This window comes from Streptomyces sp. NBC_01477, assembly GCF_036227245.1.
GTDB lineage: Bacteria > Actinomycetota > Actinomycetes > Streptomycetales > Streptomycetaceae > Actinacidiphila.
On sequence record NZ_CP109445.1, the window covers coordinates 5,277,338 to 5,297,850 of the forward strand.

A 20,513-nucleotide genomic window follows, 5' to 3' on the forward strand; every position below is an offset into this window, starting at 1 on the left:
TTCCGCGACCGGTCGAATCACTCCAGGAGAAAACGTGGAATTCCGATTACTGGGCGAAATCGAGGTGTGGTCCGCGGGCCGTCTGCTCGATTTGGGCACACCGCGCCAACAGGCGGTCCTGGCCGCGCTCGTCGTCGACGCGCGAAAGCCCGTCGCGATCCCGACCCTGGTCGCCCGGATCTGGGACGACGCACCGCCCAGCGACCCCCGCGCAGTGCTGTACTCCTACCTGAGCCGCATCCGCCGCCTCCTCCGGCAGGCCGCCGACCCCGACGGGGGAGAGGTGGTGCCGCTCGAACGACGGCACGCCGGCTACGTACTCGGCCTCGACCCCGAACTCGTGGACCTGCACCGGTTCCGGCGCCTGGTCGACCTCGGCGGCCGGCGGCAGGACGAGGTGGCCCGGGCCGCCGCCCTCACCGAGGCCCTGGGGATGTGGCGGGGGACACCCCTGGCCGGCCTGCCCGGCGCGTGGGCGGCGCAGGTCCGCGACAGCCTCGACCGCCGGCGGCTGGACGCGGTCGTGCAGTGGGCGCAGCTCAAACTCCACTTCGGCCACCCCACCGAGGTGGTCACGGCCCTGGCCGACCTCGTCACCGAGTACCCGCTGGTCGAGCCGCTCGAAATGCTGCTCATGCGGGCCCTTTCCACGACGGGGCGTGGCGCGGAGGCCCTGGACCGCTACTCCGCCGTCCGGCGGCGGCTGGTCGACGGCCTCGGCACCGAACCCGGGCCCGAACTGCGCGCCCTGCACCGGGCTCTGCTGCACCACGACATCCGGCCGGATCGCCGCGGACGCACCACCCCGCTGCACGAGCCGTGACACCTCCCGACCGAGCTCCAAGACCTGGTCAACCGCACCCGCGGGGACGGGGTTTCGGCATGGTCGGGTGCCGCCCGTCGGTGGTCGCGCGAGGCTGAGGAGAGCGGGCAGCGGGGGTCGCGGGCGTTGCGGCGTCGGCCGGCGGCGACGTTCTGGACCCCCGCTGCCCGGAGAGCTCCGACGGCGGGGTTCCGCCGGGTGGCCGTTGGAGCGGGACGCGTCGCCGGTCCGTACGCGCGCACGCTCTTCGGCGGCGGCAGCCGGTTCCGCCCCGCAGGGCCAGGCCTGAACTGAACATCAATACTGATCCAAAGACAACTTCACAAACACCATTGATGTTCTTTCTGTGCGAGGTTACCGTGTGTGATCCGTTGCGCCTGATCCCGGGGGACCCGCCTTGTCACCTGTACTCGCCGCGGCCGACGTCGCACCCGCCCCTTCCGCGACGCGCGCGGTGTGGGACTCGCCGCTCTACCGCGGCGCGACCGTCGCGCTGTTCCTGTCCGGGCTCGGGGCCTCGGCCGCCGCCCCGCAGATCACCCTGTTCCTGGTCGACGACCTGCACGTCTCGCTGACCACAGCCGGGCTGTACTACCTCACGAGCGTCACCGCCCCGGTCGCCGGTTACCTCATCGGCGCCCGTTCGGACCGTACCGGCAGGCGGCTCGGGCTGTTCCGGCTGTGCGCGGCGGCCGGGTTCCTCGGCTGGTGCGCCATGGCGCTGGCGGACCGGGCGTGGATGCCGTTCGTGATCAGCGCCGTGGTGCTGGCCTTCGCCGGCGGCGCCGGGTCGCAGCTGTTCGCCGCGGTCCACGACGACCTGCGGGCCACTGCCAGCCCGGTCGGCGACGGGGTCGTCTCGGTCGTGCGCATGGCGATGACCGCCGGGTGGATGGTGGGCCCGGTGGCGGGCTCGCTGCTGGCCACCGCCGCCGGACCGCGCGCGATGCTCGTGGCCACCGGGGTGTGCACCCTGGCGCAGATCGTCCCGATGGGCTTCGCGCGCGCCCGCTCGGCCCCGCCCGTAGCGCAGGCGGTCACCAGCCAGCGCGTGGGGGTGCGGGGCATGCTGCCCCTGCTCGCCTTCACCGCTCTGTACGTGTTCGTCTACGCGGGAGAGCCGATCAAGTACGGCTACCTGACGATCTACATGCACGACGACCTGCATCTGCCGACGGCGGTCAGCGGCGCCGTCATCGGCATCCAGCCCCTGATCGAGCTGGTCCTGATGCCGGTCGCGGTGGTCGTCGCGCGCAGGACCGGGATGATGCGCCTGATGGTCCTCGGCGCCGCGTTCGGCGTCGGCGCGAACCTGTGCTTCGCGCTGACCGGCAGCGCGGCGGGCATGTTCGCCGGGCAGATCCTGATGGGCGGGGTGTGGGGGGTGTTCGCCGGCCTGGGCATCATCGTCGCCCAGCGCCTCCTGCCCGCGGCCGTCGCGACCGCCTCGGCCGTCTTCATGAGCTCGACCGCGATCGCCAGCGCCCTGGGCGGGCTGACCGGCAGCCTCGGTGTGGGCCTGCTGGGACTCCCGCACGTGTTCCTCGCGCCGGCCCTGTACGGCCTGGTGGCGACCGCCGGCCTCGCCGTCATGAGCCGCTCCCGGCACGCGGTGGGCTGACGCCGCACGCCGCGGGCTCGCCGTCGGTACGCCGTACGGTCGCCGTCGGCGCGGGTGGACGCCGCCGCACGTTCACCGCCGGGGCTCTGTGCGGTCACCGGCTGTACGCGCCAGCCGCTGTCAGGCGGTTGTGACGACCGTGCCGAGCCCTTCGAGCGCCGCTACTTCGTCGGCCGGCGCCGTGGTGTCCGTGACGAGGGTGTGCACGAGCGAGGCGGGGCCGACGTAGGCGTGGGCGGTGCGGCCGAGCTTGCTGCCGTCGGCGACGGCGATGATGCGGCGCGAGGAGGCGATGACCGCCTTCTTCACCGCCGCGTCGTCGAGGTCGTACGCGGTCAGGCCCTCGGCCGCGCTCAGCCCGCAGCAGCCGACGATCGCGGTGTCGAAGCGCAGCGCCGCCAGGGAGGCGAGCGTGAGGGGGCCGGTCAGGGCGCCCTCGGCGGCGCGGGGCCGACCGCCCGGCACCATCAGCGTGGTCGTCCCGGGAGCGTCGCCGAGTACGTGGATGGCCTGTAGCGACAGGGGCATCACGGTGAGGTGCCGGCCGCGCAGCAGCCGGGCCACCTCCAGGCAGGTGGTGCCGCTGTCGAGCAGGACGGTCTCGCCGTCGGCGATGAGCCGGGCCACCTCGGACGCGATCCGGCGCTTCTCGTCGGCCGCCTCGTGGGTGCGCAGCGCGAAGGGCGGTTCCTCGCCTCTGAGCAGCAGGGTGCGCGCTCCGCCGCGGACGCGTTCGAGGGCGCCCTGCGCGGCCAGCGTGTCCAGGTCGCGCCGGATGGTCATCTCCGAGGCGCCGGTCAGCTCGGCGAGTTCCGGGACCGTGGCACTGCCCGACTCCTTGACGGCCTGGGCGATCAGCCGGTGCCGGTCTGCGTTGCTCATACCGCGATTGAACACCACCCGGAATGAACATTCAAACCGTGCGAATCCGCGTCTTTCAAACATTCGAGCTGTTCGTTATGGTGGTTCGCATGAACCGTGCACTCCGCGCCGCTCGCGTGGCGACCTTCGTCTACTTCGTCCTCAACGGCACCCTGATCGGCATGTGGGTGGTGCAGATCCCCGCCATCGAGTACCGCGCGGGAATCAGCGACGCGACGCTGGGAAGCCTGCTGGTGCTGCTGGGCCTCGGCGCCTTCGCCGGCATGCAGGTCGCGGGCCGGCTGGCCGACCGCATCGGCACGCGCGTCGTGGTCCCCGCCGCCGGGGTGCTGTGCGGTGCGGCCCTCGTACTGCCCGGCCTCGCCCGCGATCCCTGGGCGCTGGCAGGCGCGCTGCTCGTCTTCGGCTTCGGCAACGGCTGCCTCGACGTGAGCATGAACACCCACGCGGTGCACGTGGAGAAGGCCTACGACCGGCCCGTCATGTCGGCCTTCCACGCTACGTTCTCGGTCGGCGGGGTCATCGCGGCGCTCATCGGAGCGAAGGCCACGAGCGCCGGCGTGAGTCCCGCCACGACGCTGGGCACCGCCGGAGCCGTGGGCGTCGTGATCGCCCTGCTGTCGTCCCGCGCCCTGCTGGCGACAGCGCCGACCGCACCGACAGCGCCGACCGCGCCGACCGCGCCGACCGCGCCGACCGCGCCGACCGCGCCGACCGCGCCGACCGCGCCGACCGCGCCGACCGCGCCGACCGCGCCGACCGCGCCGACCGCGCCGACCGCGCCGACCGCGCCGACCGCGCCGACCGCACCGACAGCGCCGACCGCGCCGACGCCGACCGCGCCGACAGCGCCGACCGCGCCGACCTCCCCGACCGAACCGGCGCCGATCACCTCGACCTCCCCGACGACGCTGAGCACCGCCGCGTCCGAGACCCCCGCCACCGGGCAACTCCCGGCGGACCACGGCGTGCAGCCGCGCACCCCTCCCGCTCGCATCTGGATCCTCGCCGCTCTGGCCCTCATGTGCATGCTGTGCGAGGGAATCGCCAACGACTGGAGCACCCTGGAGCTGAAGACCGTGCTCGGGGCGTCCGCGAGCACCGCCGCCTTCGCCTACGGCACCTTCGCGGTGACGATGACCATCGGCCGGCTGCTCGCCGACCGCGTCTCCCGGCGGTTCGGATCGGCGGCCGTCCTTCGCTACGGTGCCGCCTCGGGCGCCGTCGGGATCACCGTCGTGGCCCTCTCGCCGTGGATCTGGCCGGCCCTGGCGGGTTGGGCGCTGTTCGGGCTCGGCCTGTCCGGCTGCGTCCCCCAGCTGTTCAGCGCCGCCGGGCACGCCGACCCCGCCGCCGCGGGCACCAACGTCTCCCGGGTCGCCGGGCTCGGCTACCTCGGGATGCTCGCCGGTCCGGCGGTGATCGGCTGGATGACCCGCCTCATGGCGCTCAACCACACCTTTCTCTTCCCGGCGCTGCTCCTGGTGATCGCCGCCGCGACCGCCGGGATCCTGCGCTCAGGAACCGGGCGCGAGCCCAGGCCCGAGCCCGAGATCGACATGGTGCAGCGCCCCTGACCGGATGTGAGGCGCCCCGAGCGGCCCGCCCGTACCCAAGGCGATCCCCTCGCGGCACGTCCGTCACCACCACGGAAAGGAATCCCCATGCCGACCGGCCGGCGGATCGTCCTGTTCGACCTCTTCGGAGTCATCGCCCTGCACCAGCGACCGGGCGCCCTGGCGGAGATGGCCGAGCGCTGCGACGCGCCCGAAGACGCCTTCACCGAGGCCTACTGGACCCTGCGCCCGCCCTACGACGCCGCACGGCAGTCCGCACCGCAATATTGGACAGCGGTGCTCCGGCGACTGTCACGCCCCGCCGGCACCGGCACGATCGAGCAGCTGCGGCTCGCCGACATCGACAGCTGGTCACGCGTCGACGACCGCATGGTCGCCTACGCGCGGTCCCTGCGCAGCCGCGCCCAGGTCGCCGTGCTCTCCAACATTCCCGCGGATCACGCCGACGCCTTCGGCGCCGCCCAGCCGTGGCTGCACCACCTCGACCACGTCGCCTTCTCCGGGAGGATCGACGTCGCCAAGCCGGAACCGGCCGCCTTCCACCACTGCGTCACCGCCATGCACGCCACACCCGCGGACTTCCTCTTCGTCGACGACCGCGAGGAGAACGTGCGCGCGGCACAGGCCATCGGTATGACCGGACATGTCTTCACCGGTCTTGCCGACCTGGTCGAAATCGTCAACCTCTGGCTACCGGCCGGCACGACGTCATCCTCTCCGACGCGCGGCGTGCACAAGGGGAGCACCTTGCCGTAACCATGTCCGAGTAGCGGCTTTTTGTCAGAAATTGACAATCGATGTACGGGGGAATGCGTATCCCGGTGCGTCGTTCAAGCCGCTGACGCACCAAGAACCAGCCAGCGGGTTTCACCGTTCATCGGTCAGTTTCGGCCATATATTAACCGGTTGATTTCAGCCAGACTCAAGGAGGTCGAGTGAATGTTCGGTGAGTATAAGAAAAATGCGCCCCGCAGTTCACCGGCCTGCGGGGGTGCGTAGCAATATATTGCCCCGCAGGGCTTCTTGATCCTGCCCCCGTGGTTCGGCAACCTTCCCGATATGGTGATCGCATTGGGAGAAGAGGCCAGATGCTGGACGGCGCGATGCCTTGACGACGACTCCACCGTGAGGCCGGGTTCAGCGGAGGGAATTCGGACTGCCCGCGGCGCACACCGGCGCCCGGTGCATATCAATGCCGCCGCACGAAACGTATCCGGCTCTTCGCGAAAGGAACGCACATGAGTATTTCCGCCGCCCCGGCACAGGTGCGCAAACTCGTCGGCGCCTTCGTGGACGCACCGGACGACCGTCTCGACACGGAGTTCCAGCAGCTGGCCGGCGCGGTGTGGCGGGACGGCGCCGTGACCGGCCTCGCCCACCCGGCCGTGCGGGAACTCGCGACCTGTTTCGACGCCGTGGACAACCGCAGGAAGGGATACCTGGCGGTTTTGCTCGGCCTCCTCGCCGAGGCCGAGTACCCCGCCACCGACGGCCCGGTCGCCACCGCGGTCGGCGACGGCCTCGACACCTACATCGGCCTGCTGGGCGGCCTCGACGCGGGCGACCCGCTCGGTCTGGCGCTGGTCTACCTGCTGGCGCACTTCCCCGCGGGCCGGGACCGCATTCTCGCCGCGGCCGGGCCGGCCGGCGCCGGCCTCGATGAGGACGACCATTCGCGGCTCGACCGTGCGCTGGCCGCCCTGGATCCCGACCGCCCGGTCCTCGGCCGGGTGTTCCCCTCGCCGTCCGCCTGGCGGACCTACGGGACGGAGGGGGACTTCGACCAGCGCTGGGTCGAGACCATGTCGCCGGACCAGATCGTACGCGGCTGGCAGGCCGACACCCGGACGGCCTTCGCCGGCCTCGGCGCCAAGGCCCACTGGGCGGTGCGCAATCGGACATCCCCCGCCACCCCGCCCGCGGTCACCTTCCCGCCGGGCGACCGGATCCCGCGCGCGACCGACCTGGACGCCGGTGTCTTCGCCGCCCACGCGGCGGCGCTGCGCTGCCCGGGCTGCGGAGGCGCGTTCGAGTTCGGCCGGCACCGGGCGCACTGCGGGAAATGCGACGCGGCGTACCCGATCACGTCCGGCATCCTGGACCTCACCAAGTCCACCGCCGGGGATCAGGCCGACGACTTCAAGTTCATGCTCGCCGAGTCGCCCCACATGGCCCTGTTCTACGAGCTGGTCGCCCGCCCGAACTTCCTGCGGCTCAACGGCAGCAACTGGGACGGCGCGGTGACCCCCGACGTCGAGGACGCGTACATCGCACAGCATGTCCGACCGGTCGACGGCCCGGTGCTCGACCTCGCCGCCGGAGCGGGCCGCTGGACCGGGAAGCTCGCGGACACCGTGGGCGCCGGCCGGGTCATCGCGCTCGACCTGAACGGCCCGATGCTCTCGATGCTGCGCGCCCGGCTCGCCGGGGTCCCGGCCCTCATGTCCGGCGCCACGCCGCTGCCCTTCAACGACGCGAGCCTGGGCGCGGTGCTGTGCTGGAACGCCCTCCAGGCGTTCCCCGACGACGCGCCCGCGGCCATCGCCGAGGTCGGGCGGTGCCTGCGTCCCGGCGGCACGTTCACCCTGATGACCTACCGGAATTCCGACGATCCCGTGTACCGCCACTTTGTCGCCTCGCACACCTTCTCCCAATACTCGGGTGGGCCGCGCCCGTTCGACCTGGACACGCTCAAGGAGTCGCTGGCCGCCGCCGGCCTGCGGATACGCGACGAATGGGGCCCTGGCACCTTCGTCTTCATCACCGCCGAGCGCGTCTAGGGCGGCCGGACGGGACCCGTCAGCCCGGCCGGACCCACTGCCGCCGGCGGTCGTGCGCGGCGACGACGTGACCGCCGGCGGGACCGATGACATGACCGCCGGCATGACGGCCGGCATGACCGACGGCACGACCGACGGTGTGACCGGAAACGACCTGGTCGGCGTCTCGCGGGTGCGACAATCACCCGCCGTCTGTCGACAACTTGGCGGCAGCTTGGGGTCCGTTTTCGCTGCCTTGACGGGCCTGTGCGGCGCTGCCTAGCGTCGATTGTCATGACTGCATCACGTCAATCGGGACATCCGCCGCCGGACCGGGTCCGCGTGCTGGTCGTGGGCGCCGGTCCGGCCGGCATGGTGGCCGGCATCACCCTGGCCGGCTACGGAATCGACGTCCTGCTCGTCGAGAAGCGGACGCGGGCCTCGGCCCTGTCGCGCGCCATGCTGATCAGCACCCGGACCATGGAGCTGATGCGCAGATGGGGCCTGGAGGCGGCGGTACGCGCCGAGGCGAGCGACGTCGAGGCGTACACCTACGTCACGGAGTCGCTGACCGCCGGCACGGGCAGCGACCTGCCGATGGCCATCCCGACCCGGCCCGAGGCGGCCGTGGTCAGCCCGACCCGGCCCGCCTGGGCGCCGCAGGACTCCATCGAGCCGATCCTGTTCGCCCATCTGCGGACGCTGCCGACCGCGGAAGTACGCCTGGGCTGTGAGCTGACCGGGCTCCGCCAGGACGACGACGGCGTCCAGGCGACACTGCTGGACTCGCGGACCGGGACCGCCCACGTGATCGAAGCGCGCTACGTGATCGGCGCGGACGGCCCGTACAGCACCGTGCGCGAGCAACTCGGCATCGCCATGGAGGGTTTGGACCACCTGGGCCACTACGAGTCGGTCCAGTTCCGGGCACCGCTGGACGCCGTTGTCGGGGACCGGAAACCCGCCATCTACATGATCACCCGGCCGGACGCCGCCGGCTTCCTCAGCCGCCGGGGCCACGGGGACCGATGGGTCTTCGCACGGGGGCGCGCGCCGGACCAGGCCGGGCTGGCCGACCTCGGCGAAGCCGAACTGGCCGGGCTGCTGGCCCGCGCCGCGGGCGTCGACGAGCTCCGGCCGCGGGTGGACCGGCTCAGCACCTTCGCGCTCGCCGCCATGCTCGCCGAGCGGTACCGGGAGGGCCGCGGCTTCCTGATCGGCGACGCGGCCCACCGGATGACGCCCCGGGGCGGCACCGGCATGAACACCGCGGTCCAGGACGCCTTCGACCTCGGCTGGAAGCTCGCCTGGGTGCTGCAGAAATGGGCGCCGGCCGACCTGCTCGACTCCTACCAGACCGAGCGCCGCCCGATCGGCAAGCACAATGTGGACTTCTCCGCCGCACCGCCCACCGTGCCCGCCACCGCCGCGGAGACCCTGCCGTGGGACCTCAACGGGCGGCTGGCGCACCACTGGCTTCCGGCGCCCGGCGGCGCCCCGGCGCCGGCAGATCCGGTCTCCACGATCGACCTGGTCGGCGACGGGCTCACGGTGCTCGCCGGGCGGGAGGGGCGCCGCTGGACCAGCACGAGGGCCATCGCCACCGCACCGATTCCCCTCGCCGTCCGCCTCCTGGACCAGGGCACCGCCGCCGCCCTCGGGCTACGGCCCGGCGGTGCGGTGCTCGTACGCCCCGACTGCCAGGAGATCCGGCGGTGGTCGCACTACGACGAGGCCGACCCGCCGCGGGCCGACCACCTGGCACCGGCCCCGCGCCCGCTCCCCGCCGACTGACCGGCCGGCCCGGCGGCACGGCCGAGTGCGCACCCGCCGCACGGCTTCCGCCCTGCCCGGCGCGGAATACGAGGCACGGCGCCGACCTCACATTCCGGTGCGGTGTCTTGTCGAAGTGGTGAGGGCGGATGCGGCCGGAGGGCTCGCCGACACCCATGGCCGACCGGTCCAGGACGCGGCGGCCGGATCGCCCCGGTACGACGCGCGCGAACGACAGGTGCCGCCAGGATCGTCCACGTACACCGTACAAAGCGCCGACACGGAGGCTCATCATGGCAACGCTCCCCTATCCGGCTCTGACTCCCAGCGCCACCGACTTCACGTCGGGGGGTGCGATCTACATCGCTTCGGCGGCGACCGAACTCCCGCCCGCCACGGCCATCGAGGACGCCATCCGCGACGGGCGGTACACGCAGGAGAGCGCCGACATCGCCGGCTACAGCGGTGTCACCATCGCGAAGGAGTCCAGCACCATCCTCGACCTCGCGTCCGCCGCCGCCTTATCGGCCACCGCTCGCAGCACCGTGCCGAACACCGATATCCGCAGCGTGATATTCGTCAGCATATTTCCCTTCACGCACCCGGCCCTCTACAACCTGCCCGCGGCGATCGCCGAAACCGTCCGCGTCCCGTGCGCCTTCGCCACCCAGATCTCGAACGCCTCGTGCGCCGCGGGCATCGACGGCCTGGTCATGGCCGGCCACCGCCTGCTGCTCACCGACGACCGCGCCGCCCTCGTCGTGGCCGCCGATCTGTGGCGGGAACCCCACATCGACCGCTTCAACTGCAACCCGAACTTCATATTCGCCGACGGCGCCGCCGCCGTCGTGCTCAGCCGCGACGGCGGGTACGCCCGGCTTCTGTCCGCGGCGACCCTCACCGATCCCACGCTGAGCGGTTTGCACGCGGAGGTCCCCTCGGACCGGACGCCCATCGACGTCACCGCCCGCGCCCGGGCGTTCTTCGAAACGGTGATGGACCCCGACGAGGCGCACGCACGCCTCAACGCCGCTTTCACCGCCACGGTCGACGCCGCCCTTTCGCTGGCCGGTGTCGGCCTGGCCGACGTCGCCTACGCGCTCCTGCCGGCGGTCGGGAGGAGTTTCCTGGAGCGGTATCTCGACATCCTGGACCTCCCGATCTCCCGCACCACGTGGGATTACTACGCGACGACGAGCCACATCGGCCCCGGTGACCAGTTCAGCGCGCTCACCCACCTCATCGACCACGACCGGTGCGCCGGCGGCGATGTCATCCTGCTGATCGCCGAGGGAGTGGGATTCCAGTTCAGCGTCGCGGTGCTCCAGGTCCAATAGGCCCGTCCACCGCCGGCGGGCCGTCACGCCCGCCGGCCGGGGCGCCGCCGCGGCGTCAGTTCTCCGTCCAGGGCCGGAGCTTCTCGGGGTTGAGCACCGCCCAGATGTGCTTGATGCGGTCGCCGGCGATGTCGAAGGCCAGCACCGCCACCGTGACGCCGTCCTGCCGGCTCACCAGGCCGGGCTGGCCGTTGACCGTACGCTCCAGGATCGTCAGCGGCGCCCGCTCGGCGAGTTCGACGCAGGCGCGGGCGATCTGCTCGCCGCCCACGACCGGCCGGTCCACGGTGGCGGCCAGGCCGCCGCCGTCGGCGACCACCGTGGCGTTGGGATCGAGCAGGCCGATCAGGCCGTCGATGTCCTTGGCCTCCCACACCTGCTTGAAATCCCTGACGATGTCGGCCTGCCGGGCCGGCGGGGTCGCGGTGGCCCGCGAGGCGCGGATGCGGCGGCGGGCGGAGGAGGCCAGCTGGCGGCAGGCCGCCGACGTCCGGCCGACGATCTCGGCCACCTCGGCGAAGGAGTAGCGGAAGACGTCGTGCAGGACGAAGGCCACCCGCTCGGCCGGGGTCATCGACTCCAGCACGACGAGGAAGGCCATGCTGACCGACTCGTCGAGGGTGACCCGGTCGGCCGGGTCCATGTGGGTGCCGCCCGACCGTGCCGTGTTCCACTCCGCGCCCTCGGGCAGCGGCTCGGGGATCCACTCGCCGACGTACGTCTCGCGCCTGGCCCGCGCCGAGCCGAGCAGGTTGAGGCAGATACGGCTGGTCACCGTCGTCAGCCAGGCGCCGGGGGACTCGATGGCGTCCTGTTCCTCCCGCGGCATCGCGTACCACCGGGCGTACGTCTCCTGGACGGCGTCCTCGGCGTCGGCCAGCGAGCCGAGCAGGCGGTAGGCGAGGTTGATCAGCTGGCGCCGCTCGCTCATGATCACGCTCAGGCTCGGATCGGGACGGCTGTGCCCCTGCTCCGACTCGGTGGTCATCGTGGCACCAGCCCCTCCGTCGGATCCGTCTCACCACCCTGACAAGGCAACGTACCCGAACGTGACGTCGGCGCCCCGCCTCACATTCCGGCGGGTCGCGTTGTCGTATTGATGAGATGAACACATCAACCGGCGAGCGGAAAGCTCAGGAGAAACCATAACTTGGGCGTGACACCGTCCTGCTGCTCCGGTGCGGTCACCGGGTTCCGGCCGATCCGGACCCGGCCGGCACCGGCGCAGGGACTCTCGAACCAATCACCACGGTGGAGGCGATGAGGGTGGCAGTGGAGTACAGCCCCTACGACGAACAGCTCAACGTGGACCCGTATCCGCTGTACGCGCGGCTCCGGGAGACGGCACCCGTCCACCACAACGAGGACCTGGACATCTGGGCGCTGTCGCGCCACGCGGACGTGGACGCCGCGCTGCGCGACCCGGCGGGCTTCTCCAGCGCCAACGGCCCCCTGCTGGACTCCGCGATCTGGGGACCCGACGCGCACAAGGTGATGTCCTTCAACGCCATGGACCCGCCCGGGCACACCCGGACCCGGGCCCTGGTGTCGGCGGCGTTCAACCCCCGGCGCATGGCCGGGCTGGAGCCGCGGATCCGCGACATCGTGCGCGGCCACCTCGAAGCGGCGGTCGAGCGCGGATCGTTCGACTTCGTCACCGATGTGGCGGCCACGGTCCCGATGGACGTGATCTCGGAGCTGATCGGGGTCCCGGCCGGCGACCGGGCGGAGGCGCGGCGGCTGATCAACCTCGCCTTCCACCGCCCGCCGGGCGCCCGCGACCTCACGCCCGAGAACGCCGAGGCGATGGGCGCGCTGGCGGAGTATTACGTGCGCTGGGTCGGCGAACGGCGCCGCACACCGGGCACGGACCTGCTGACCACACTGGCGCAGGCCTCGGCCGACGGCGCGCCCCTGACCGACCAGCAGATCATCGCCCTGCTGGGGCTGCTGGTCACCGCGGGCTACGAGACGAGCCTGCGGCTGCTGGGCAACGCCTGGTACTGGGCGTGGCGATACCCGCAGCAGCGCGCCCTCGCCTTCGACGGGCGGTCCGCGGACTGGGTCGAGGAGACCCTGCGCTACGACACGCCCGTCCAGTACGTGGTCCGCACCCTCACCGAGGACCGGACGCTGCACGGGGTCCGGCTGCCCCGGGGCGCGCGGGTCCTGCTGCTCGTCGCGGCCGCCAACCGGGACTCCGAGGTGTTTCCCGACGCCGAACGCTACGACCTCGACCGCGACACCCACCGCGCGATCAGCTTCGGGGGCGGCCCGCACTTCTGCCTCGGCGCCCCGCTGGCCCGGATCGAGGGCCGGATCGTGCTGGACGAACTGGCGGCCAGGATCGGCGAGTACGAGATCGACCAGGACCGGACCGTCCGGGTCCACACCACCAACATCCGAGGGTTCGCCTCGCTGCCGACCACCATCAAGCTCCGCTGACCGGTGAGGGTGACCGCGTATGAAATTCGGTGTATCGACATTCGTGACCGACCAGGGGATCGCGCCCGACGCGCTCGGGGCGGCGCTGGAGGAACGCGGGTTCGGCTCGCTGTTCGTGACCGAGCACTCCCACATCCCGGCCAGCCGGGACACGCCGTTCCCCGGCGGCGGCGAGCTGCCCCGGAACTACTACCGTACGTTCGACCCGGTCGTGGTGCTCACCGCCGCGGCCGTCGCCACCGAACGGCTGCTGCTCGGCACCGGCATCGCGCTGATCCCGCAGCGCGACCCGATCATCTTCGCCAAGGAGATGGCCTCGCTCGACCAGGTGTCCGGCGGGCGCGCCGTCCTCGGCATCGGCGCCGGCTGGAACCGCGAGGAGATGCGCGACCACGGCACCGACCCGCGCACCCGGATGGCGCTGATGCGCGAGCGCGTGCTGGCGATGAAGCAGCTGTGGACCCAGGAGCAGGCCGAATTCCACGGCAAATACGTCGACTTCCCGCCGGCGTACTCCTGGCCGAAGCCGCTCCACCCGATCCCGGTGCTGGTCGGCGGCTGGGGGCCGGGAACCTTCGACCGGGTGCTGGAGTACGGCGACGGCTGGTTCCCGTACGCGGCGAGCCCCGAGGCGCTCGCCGCCGGTATCACCGAGCTGCGGGAACGCGCCGGGCGGCGGGTGCCGGTCGTGGTGCACGCGGCGGCGCCCGAGCCGAAGGCCGTCGCTGACCTGGCGGAGGCGGGCGCGGACGAGATCACCTTCAACCTGCCGGCCGCGCCGCGCGACGAGACCCTGCGCCGCCTCGACCTGATGGCCGGGCTGCTGGGCTGACAGCCCGGTGCCCCCGGCCGCGGCGGTGTCGCCGGGGCCGGGGGCACTCGGCTGTCAGGCGGTGTCGCCGGGGGCGGGGGCGTGCTGCATCATCGCGGTCTCCCCGGCCGTCCAGCCGCCGTCCACGGCGATGTCCGCGCCCGTCATGTAGGCGGCGGCGTCGGAGATCAGGAAGGACACCGCCTCGCCGATCTCCTCCGGCACGCCGACCCGGCCCAGCGCGGCCAGCGGGAAGTTGCCCTCCCCCGGCTGCGCGCCGTGGGCCGCGGTCATCGGGGTGTACACCAGGCCCGGGTGGACGGAGTTCACCCGTATCCGGTAGCGGCCCAGCTCCACCGCCGCCGTCTTGGTCAGGCCGCGGGCGCCCCATTTGGCCGCCCCGTATCCCGAGGTCATGGGGTGCCCGGTCAGGCCCGTGGCGGAGCCGATGTTGACGATCGAGCCGCCGCCGGCCGCCCTCATCGGCGCGACGACCGCCTTCAGGCCGAGGAAGACCCCGGTCAGGTTGACCTTCAGGACCCGCTCGAACTGCTCCAGCGTCTCGTTCTCGATCAGTGACCAGGAGTCGATCCCGGCGTTGTTGACCAGGCCGTCCACCCGGCCGTAGCGGTCGACCGTCGCGTCCACCACGGACCGCCAGTCGTCCTCGCTGGTCACGTCGTGGCGCAGGAAGACGCCCCCGAACGCGGCGGCGGCCTTCTCGCCCTCCGCGCTGTCCCGGCCGGTGACCACCACCCTGGCCCCGCCCCGGGCCATGCAGGCGGCCGTCGCCGCGCCCAGGCCGCCGGAGCCGCCCGTCACGATCACTACCTTGTCCCGCAGATCGGACATGGTCGTCCCTCCTGGTGTCGACGGCCCCCGCCTGAGCGTCACCGGTCCGGCCGCCCGCGCCCGCGCCCGCGTGACGGGACGGCAACGCGGCCGGGCAGGTCACGGGGCCGCTGTCCGCGCCGCCCCGTGACCTCCGGAACCACCCGCACCGGGCCGCCGCGGGCCGGTGCGGTGTTCAGGTCCGCGGAATCGGTCCGCGGAGGGTCAGAACCCGATGGCTTCGCGGAGCAGCAGGATGGTGGCGCGACCCGGCTGGGGCTCCGCGTTGAGGATGAGGACGCGGTTCAGGGCGCTGGGCACCCCGTAGGCCTGGAGGGCGCGCTCGTCCTCCAGCGGGAGGCAGTGGTTCTCGACGCGGCTCAGCGCGGCGGTCAGGTCGGGCACCACCTTCTGCGCCCCGACGACCCAGATCGCGCGCGGCGCGGCGCCCGAGTAGCCGGCCAGCTGGCTGCCGCTGGCCGAGGCGGCCACGAGGGAGCCGGTCTCGGTGACCGCGGCGACGCTGCCCACGATGACGTCGGGGACGGAGAGCAGCCGCCAGATCTCGGCCAGCTGGGTGGCGCGGTCCATGGTCGTGCTGCGCGCCTTGACGGAGTCGTACCGCCCGCTGGTGTTGAGGTCCTCGTCGATGCCGGACAGCCGGAGGGTCTCGCTGGCCGAGGTGTACACCAGCGCGCCCTCAGGAATCAGCTCCTTGATGCGCTCCCGCGCGGCGGCGGCGTCATCGAGGATCTCGACGTCGAAGTTCTTCTCCTTCAGCGCGGCGGCCACCCGCTCCAGGCGCTCGGCGGAGGCCGGCTCAGTGAACTGTGTTGCCGGAACCGGGGAAGTCATGGTGTCTCCTGGCTGGTTGTGTCTGGCGGGTCGTGACGAGCAGGCGGTGCCGATGATGTGTGCCTCTCATCAGTACGACAAGACAAGCCGCCGGAATGTGAGGCGGGGCGTTCCTGGATCCGGTGATATGTCATGTCCCGGCAACGCAACGGGACCGTCGCGCCGCCCGGGGCCGGGCGGGCGGGGCCGCCTGCCGTGTCCGCCCGCCGAGCCCGGATCGCGCCCCGAGCGAGCGCGGGGGCGCAATGCGGGGGCGGCAGACAGCGGCGCAACGAGGGGGCGGCGGCGGATCTACTGGACTTCGAGGACCACGACGCTCCACTGGAATCCGAGTCCCTCGGCAATGAGGACGATGACATCACCGCTGGCGCAGCGGTCCTGGTCCACGAGATGGGCGAGCGCGCTGAACTGGTCGGCGGCGCCGGTGTGGCCGGTAACGGCGGTGTGATCCCACGTGGTGCGGGAAACGGGCACGTTCAGCGGGTCGAGGTAATTCCGGTAGAGGAACGGTTCCCCGATGGCCGGGACGAGGACGTGGGCCACATCGGCCAGGCTGACCTGGGCCAGGGAAAGGGCGGCGTCGATCGTGGAGGACAAACCGGCCCGCAGGCGGCCGAGAACCTCTTCCGTCCCCATACGGGTCTGCAGGAAAGCGCGAGCGCGCGCGGTCAGGTCGACCGGCGTCCGGGTCGAGGGGACCTCGGCGTGCAGGCCGCTCAGGGTGGGATCGGTGAGGGTCGCCGCGGACAGGAGACGGGCGTAGCCGGCGTCGCGGCTCAGCACGACGGCGGCGGCCCCATCAGCGAAGATGTAGCCCGGTTCGCAGTTGAAGCGGTCCACGTGGGGCTGCCGCCACAGATCGCCCGCGACGACGAGGGCGGCGCGGTCGCCGGTGAGGAGCAGGCGCTGCGCGGCCAGGGTGAGGGCGTTGAGGCCGGCCACGCACCCGCCCGATATCTCGGCGGCGAAAGCGCAGGGGGAGCGGACGCTTTCGGCGAGCGCCGTGGCCAGGTTGTGCAGGGGCGGGCGCGAGAAGGGGAAGACGTTGACGAACAGCACGGTGCCGATGTCGTCCGCGGGCACGGCGGCGCGGGCGGCGGCCTTCACGGCGGCGGCGGACGCCAGGTCGAGGAGGGTGCTGGATTCCGCCGCGACACTGACCGCGCTCATTCCGGTGAGTTTGGCGTCCTCCTCCGATATCAGCCCGTCGCGAACGGCGTCGGCCAGCGGTAAGGCGGGCGGAATCTCGGCCGCCGCCGACGCGAGGTGGAGCGCGGGCCCCGACGTGAAGTCGAGGGCGCTGGGGGTCAGGGCCGGGTAGGGAGGCGTTGCCGGAGCCGGGCTGGTCATGGTGCCTCCTGGGTCGTGGCGTTTTCCTGGGCTTTCCGCTCGCAGGACGACGTCTTCGTCTCATCAGTACGACAAGACAACCCGGTGGAACGTGAGGCGGGGGCACCTACCGCCCTTCCTTCTCGTACTTGATCGTCCTCCCCTCGTTCAGCCGCTGGACCAGGTCGAAGGCGGCGACCGCGAGCGGTGTGAGGTCCGCGGTGCGCAGGCTGTCCTTCATCCGGCGCAGCTCGGCCACCAGGGCGACCTCGTCCCTGCCGCGTGCGCCCACCCGGTCGTCCACCGAGCCCAGCGCGCCGAGGGAGGGGTGGATGTGCGTCCAGTCCTCCTCGGTGACCTCGGCCTTCTCCACCTCGGTCAGGTGCTGGTAATTGCGCAGCAGGTCCTTGCCGGCCGGCATGCCCACCAGCCACTTCCAGCGGGTCAGCGGGATCGCCCGCTCGGCGCGCTGGCCGGCGTCGCCGTGCTCGACGGTGTTGGGGTACAGCAGGGCCTGCCGGTCGGCCGGGTCGAAGCCGGCCGCGGTCAGCACGAACGCGGCGAACCGGTCGGGGTGCGCGCGGTAGTGGAGCCGCAGCGGATGGGGCAGCAGCGTGAAGTTGTGGGCGAAGGACGTGCGGGACATCAGACCGCCCGCGATCGACTTCGAGTTCGCCTTCGCCGGGAGCCTGGCGCCGTACGCCACATAGCTGCCGACCAGGGTGGCCAGCCCCACCAGCGCGTCCGTGGACGCGCCGCCGGTGATCTCCCTGCCCAGCTGCCCCGCCTGCGACTCGGCCTCCCGGCGGATGCCGTCGGCCTCGCGCAGGCCGTCCTGGTGCAGGTCCGCCTTGGCCTCCTTCCGCTGTTCGAAGGCGGAGGGCATGGTGAGCCGGGGACGCTCGGCCGGCACGTTGAGGTACTTCAACAGGCGGGGCAGCTCGTCCAGTTTGAAACCGCCGGTCATCTGCGGGGCGTAGATGATCTCTCCGCCCTGCGGGAAGACCATGATCCCGGCGTTCCCCGTGAAGCCCCCGAGCCCCACCTCCTGGAGCGGGAAGGACTCCTGGTCCTTGCGGGCGTCCATGGCGCCCGAGACCTGGGTGATCTCGCCCATCACGTGCAGGAGTTCGTCCCTCGTGGTGAGCGGATCGGTCACCCATTCCAGGGCCGAGCCGCCCGTCGGGCTGACGTCCGAGGTGAGCCGGTAGCCGGTGCCCCCGCCGACGGTGCCCATCTTCGGGACGTCACGGCCGCGGATCGGGGTCTCCCGGATCTCGCCGTTCCCCAGCAGCGGCAGGGCGGCCTCCTCCTTGTGCCGCGCGTATTCGGCGGGTTTGTCCTGCCGCGCCCGCGCGAGCCGCGCCCTGCCCGCGTCGGTGGCCGCGAACCGCGCGGGGCTGCCCGGCGGCTGGGCGGTGAGCCACTCGTCCCTCAGCTCCTCTGGGGGCCTGGCCAGCTCGGTCCGGTCCAGGAGGTCGGCGAACTGGTGGCGGGCCATGGTCAGCAGGATCTGCCCGCCGAGGGCGTCGTCGCGCCGTGAGACCTCGTTCTGGTAGCGCTGCTCGTCCTCGTCGGTGAGACCGCTGTGGTCGCGCACCCGCCACTGCGACTCGAACTCGAAGCCGACGCGGCGCTGGACCGCCGCGCGCTGCACGCCGTCGTCGTGCTCCTCGCCGTCGTCGGCGCACCGCTGGACCTTCTGGCCGCGGGCGACCCGGGCGCCGACGTCGGACGCCTCGCGCTCCCATCTGCTGCCGGGGTCGCTGAGGCCGGCGGGGGCGTCGTGCTGGGTGGTGTGGTGGATCTCGTGGGCCATCGTCTCGACGTCGCGCAGGACGTCCGCGCTCCGCACGACGATGGTGTCGCCGACCGTGTACGCCGTCGCGTTGATGCCGGCCGCGGCCTGCTCGTCGACCGAGACCCTGACGTGGTCGAGCGGGCCGCCGAAGGCAGACTCCATGGTCCGGCGCACACCGCCAGGCAGCCGGCTGCCGCCCCGCCAGGCCGATCTCGCGGCCTCCCGTACGGCGTCGGGCCGGACCGCCCCGGCGCCCGCGGAGCGCTGCACGCCGCGTTGTCCGGCGCTCTCCCCGGTCTGCTCGCGCTCGACCATCCGCGCGACGGCCGCGTTGCCGATGGACCCCTGCAGGGCGCCCAGCGCTCCCGCGTGCAGCGGTCCGCCGCGCCCGGCGGCGGCCATGCCGGGGCCGGAACTCCGCGCGGCGCCGCGGGGCTTGGCCTGCTCGCGGTCGGTACCGGAATTCCGGTGGGGCTCGGTGGTGTGCCGCATGAAGGATCCGTTCGAGCGAGAACGCGTGCGCCGCCTCGGGTGCGACCCTGCCGCAGGAATCGGCGCGGCGGAAGAGCGGAGAGGGCAGACAACGGCCGGGCCGGGCTGCCCGATCGGGCAGCCCGGCGGCGGGGGCCGCGCTCAGGACCGCTGGAAGAACTCCACCTCGGCGACGGCGACATGGCGTCCCGCCGTCAGACCCGTGACCGACCGCAGCACCAGCCGTACGTTCACCACGTCGCTGTATCCCGTCGCGATGGTCTGCCCGCCCGCCTTGTCGCTGAGAGTGAGCGTCTTGCGGTGCACCGTGCCGTCCTTGGACGTCACCTCCAGGTCCATCCGCAGCGCGCGGGCCTCCTGGGCGTACTGCTGCGGGGACGCGGACGCGCCGTTGGTGATGATGAGGTCGACCAGCCGGAACGGCGTGCTGAAGGTGTAAGTCACCCAGGCGCCCGGCCCCGGCGCCCCCCAGTAGCGGTTGGTGAGGCCGTCCGTGGTGTTCGACGCCGGATGCGACGCCACCTGGGCACTCGCCGTCACGCGCGCCGGGGTGACCGGCTTGGTGCCGGCGAGCTTGTCCCGGGTGTCCTCGAACAGCCCGCGCCCGGCGGGCAGCAGCAGGAGGCCGGCCGCGCACAGCGCGACGATCACGGCCAGGGCCGCCAGCAGCCGCACCGCCCGCCCCGAACCCGCCCGCACCCGGCGCCGGAAGGGCCAGACGGTCCGCCACCACGGCAGCGCCGCCTCGGCCGCCGCCGGGTCCAGCGGGCTCGCGCAGCGCCGGCAGAAGCGGCGGCCCGGCAGGTTGGGCGTGCCGCACGCGGGGCACGGCGGCCCGACCACCTCCTGCTGCGCCGCCACCGGGCGTACGACCGGGCGTGCCGCGACCGGCTTCGCGGGCCGCACCGGCAGCACCGGGTCCTGGCGCGGCCCGCCCGCGAGGCCGTCGTCCGCCGCCTGCGGTCCCGGCCCGGGTCCCGGTCCCGAGCCGGGCTCCTCCACCGCGCCGGCGGCGGAGGCCGGGTCCGCGCCCCGCGCGGCCTCCGCCGCGGGGGCGGCGGCCGGCGCGGACGTGCCGTCCGGCTCGTGGGACCAGCCCAGATACGACCCGCAGTTGCCGCAGAAGTCGTCGGCGGGACTGTTGGGCGCGCCGCACGAGGGGCAGTTGCGCACGGGG

Annotated in this window: 17 protein-coding genes; 10 read left to right on the plus strand and 7 right to left on the minus strand. The window is 72.7% G+C overall.

What is annotated here, in order from left to right; genetic code table 11:
* Nucleotides 1-34 precede the first annotated feature (34 nt).
* A complete protein-coding gene (locus OHA86_RS22470; RefSeq protein WP_329177937.1) occupies nucleotides 35-823 on the plus strand; it encodes an AfsR/SARP family transcriptional regulator in 789 nt (262 codons plus the stop codon).
* Nucleotides 824-1,220: 397 nt separating this feature from the next.
* A complete protein-coding gene (locus OHA86_RS22475) occupies nucleotides 1,221-2,444 on the plus strand; it encodes an MFS transporter (RefSeq protein ID WP_329177939.1) in 1,224 nt (407 codons plus the stop codon).
* A gap of 120 nt (nucleotides 2,445-2,564) precedes the next feature.
* Here the strand turns inward: OHA86_RS22475 and OHA86_RS22480 are convergent, their stop codons facing one another.
* Nucleotides 2,565-3,326, minus strand: a complete 762-nt coding sequence (locus tag OHA86_RS22480) for a DeoR/GlpR family DNA-binding transcription regulator (protein ID WP_329177941.1) — start codon at nucleotides 3,324-3,326, stop codon at nucleotides 2,565-2,567.
* 89 nt (nucleotides 3,327-3,415) lie between these two features.
* Between OHA86_RS22480 and OHA86_RS22485 the strand changes: the two genes are divergently transcribed.
* The 6 genes from OHA86_RS22485 to OHA86_RS22510 all read left to right on the plus strand — a co-directional run bounded on the left by OHA86_RS22485 (nucleotide 3,416) and on the right by OHA86_RS22510 (nucleotide 10,772).
* Nucleotides 3,416-4,903, plus strand: a complete 1,488-nt coding sequence (locus OHA86_RS22485) for an MFS transporter (protein ID WP_329177943.1) — start codon at nucleotides 3,416-3,418, stop codon at nucleotides 4,901-4,903.
* Nucleotides 4,904-4,990: 87 nt separating this feature from the next.
* On the plus strand, nucleotides 4,991-5,659 hold the full coding sequence (locus tag OHA86_RS22490; RefSeq protein ID WP_329177944.1) for an HAD family hydrolase: 669 nt from the start codon (nucleotides 4,991-4,993) through the stop codon (nucleotides 5,657-5,659).
* Nucleotides 5,660-6,141: 482 nt separating this feature from the next.
* A complete protein-coding gene (locus tag OHA86_RS22495) occupies nucleotides 6,142-7,683 on the plus strand; it encodes a class I SAM-dependent methyltransferase (protein WP_329177945.1) in 1,542 nt (513 codons plus the stop codon).
* A 52-nt stretch (nucleotides 7,684-7,735) separates the two neighbouring features.
* Nucleotides 7,736-7,945: a hypothetical protein gene (locus OHA86_RS22500; protein ID WP_329177947.1), complete on the plus strand. Its 210-nt coding sequence runs from the start codon at nucleotides 7,736-7,738 to the stop codon at nucleotides 7,943-7,945.
* A gap of 11 nt (nucleotides 7,946-7,956) precedes the next feature.
* Entirely contained in the window at nucleotides 7,957-9,456 is a 1,500-nt protein-coding gene (locus OHA86_RS22505) for an FAD-dependent monooxygenase (protein ID WP_329177948.1), read from the plus strand.
* Nucleotides 9,457-9,728: 272 nt separating this feature from the next.
* The gene (locus OHA86_RS22510; protein WP_329177950.1) at nucleotides 9,729-10,772 is read left to right on the plus strand and encodes a 3-oxoacyl-[acyl-carrier-protein] synthase III C-terminal domain-containing protein; all 1,044 of its coding nucleotides are present in this window, start codon (nucleotides 9,729-9,731) and stop codon (nucleotides 10,770-10,772) included.
* 55 nt (nucleotides 10,773-10,827) lie between these two features.
* Here the strand turns inward: OHA86_RS22510 and sigJ are convergent, their stop codons facing one another.
* Nucleotides 10,828-11,760: an RNA polymerase sigma factor SigJ gene (gene sigJ, locus OHA86_RS22515; RefSeq protein ID WP_329177952.1), complete on the minus strand. Its 933-nt coding sequence runs from the start codon at nucleotides 11,758-11,760 to the stop codon at nucleotides 10,828-10,830.
* A 272-nt stretch (nucleotides 11,761-12,032) separates the two neighbouring features.
* Here sigJ and OHA86_RS22520 point away from each other — a divergent pair, with 272 nt between their 5' ends.
* Nucleotides 12,033-13,217, plus strand: a complete 1,185-nt coding sequence (locus tag OHA86_RS22520) for a cytochrome P450 (RefSeq protein ID WP_329177954.1) — start codon at nucleotides 12,033-12,035, stop codon at nucleotides 13,215-13,217.
* Between the two features lie 19 nt (nucleotides 13,218-13,236).
* Nucleotides 13,237-14,049, plus strand: coding sequence for an LLM class F420-dependent oxidoreductase (locus tag OHA86_RS22525; protein ID WP_329177955.1), 813 nt, complete (start codon nucleotides 13,237-13,239; stop codon nucleotides 14,047-14,049).
* A gap of 54 nt (nucleotides 14,050-14,103) precedes the next feature.
* Here OHA86_RS22525 and OHA86_RS22530 read toward each other — a convergent pair whose 3' ends face one another.
* From OHA86_RS22530 to OHA86_RS22550, 5 genes are all read right to left on the minus strand, one after another.
* The gene (locus tag OHA86_RS22530) at nucleotides 14,104-14,880 is read right to left on the minus strand and encodes a glucose 1-dehydrogenase (RefSeq protein ID WP_329177956.1); all 777 of its coding nucleotides are present in this window, start codon (nucleotides 14,878-14,880) and stop codon (nucleotides 14,104-14,106) included.
* A gap of 204 nt (nucleotides 14,881-15,084) precedes the next feature.
* Nucleotides 15,085-15,714: an LUD domain-containing protein gene (locus tag OHA86_RS22535; protein WP_329177957.1), complete on the minus strand. Its 630-nt coding sequence runs from the start codon at nucleotides 15,712-15,714 to the stop codon at nucleotides 15,085-15,087.
* Between the two features lie 291 nt (nucleotides 15,715-16,005).
* Nucleotides 16,006-17,064, minus strand: a complete 1,059-nt coding sequence (locus OHA86_RS22540; protein WP_329177958.1) for a ketoacyl-ACP synthase III family protein — start codon at nucleotides 17,062-17,064, stop codon at nucleotides 16,006-16,008.
* 106 nt (nucleotides 17,065-17,170) lie between these two features.
* Entirely contained in the window at nucleotides 17,171-19,336 is a 2,166-nt protein-coding gene (locus tag OHA86_RS22545; protein WP_329177959.1) for a DUF4157 domain-containing protein, read from the minus strand.
* A 141-nt stretch (nucleotides 19,337-19,477) separates the two neighbouring features.
* The gene (locus OHA86_RS22550; RefSeq protein WP_329177960.1) at nucleotides 19,478-20,509 is read right to left on the minus strand and encodes a zinc ribbon domain-containing protein; all 1,032 of its coding nucleotides are present in this window, start codon (nucleotides 20,507-20,509) and stop codon (nucleotides 19,478-19,480) included.
* Nucleotides 20,510-20,513 lie beyond the last annotated feature (4 nt).

What these genes read in the sequence shown, in the direction of transcription:
- OHA86_RS22480 (WP_329177941.1), bottom strand. Translation starts at nt 3,326, where the DNA reads ATGAGCAACGCAGACCGGCACCGGCTGATCGCCCAGGCCGTCAAGGAG.
- OHA86_RS22485 (WP_329177943.1), top strand. Translation starts at nt 3,416, where the DNA reads ATGAACCGTGCACTCCGCGCCGCTCGCGTGGCGACCTTCGTCTACTTC.
- OHA86_RS22490 (WP_329177944.1), top strand. Translation starts at nt 4,991, where the DNA reads ATGCCGACCGGCCGGCGGATCGTCCTGTTCGACCTCTTCGGAGTCATC.
- OHA86_RS22495 (WP_329177945.1), top strand. Translation starts at nt 6,142, where the DNA reads ATGAGTATTTCCGCCGCCCCGGCACAGGTGCGCAAACTCGTCGGCGCC.
- OHA86_RS22505 (WP_329177948.1), top strand. Translation starts at nt 7,957, where the DNA reads ATGACTGCATCACGTCAATCGGGACATCCGCCGCCGGACCGGGTCCGC.
- OHA86_RS22510 (WP_329177950.1), top strand. Translation starts at nt 9,729, where the DNA reads ATGGCAACGCTCCCCTATCCGGCTCTGACTCCCAGCGCCACCGACTTC.
- sigJ (WP_329177952.1), bottom strand. Translation starts at nt 11,760, where the DNA reads ATGACCACCGAGTCGGAGCAGGGGCACAGCCGTCCCGATCCGAGCCTG.
- OHA86_RS22520 (WP_329177954.1), top strand. Translation starts at nt 12,033, where the DNA reads ATGAGGGTGGCAGTGGAGTACAGCCCCTACGACGAACAGCTCAACGTG.
- OHA86_RS22525 (WP_329177955.1), top strand. Translation starts at nt 13,237, where the DNA reads ATGAAATTCGGTGTATCGACATTCGTGACCGACCAGGGGATCGCGCCC.
- OHA86_RS22530 (WP_329177956.1), bottom strand. Translation starts at nt 14,880, where the DNA reads ATGTCCGATCTGCGGGACAAGGTAGTGATCGTGACGGGCGGCTCCGGC.
- OHA86_RS22535 (WP_329177957.1), bottom strand. Translation starts at nt 15,714, where the DNA reads ATGACTTCCCCGGTTCCGGCAACACAGTTCACTGAGCCGGCCTCCGCC.
- OHA86_RS22540 (WP_329177958.1), bottom strand. Translation starts at nt 17,064, where the DNA reads ATGACCAGCCCGGCTCCGGCAACGCCTCCCTACCCGGCCCTGACCCCC.
- OHA86_RS22545 (WP_329177959.1), bottom strand. Translation starts at nt 19,336, where the DNA reads ATGCGGCACACCACCGAGCCCCACCGGAATTCCGGTACCGACCGCGAG.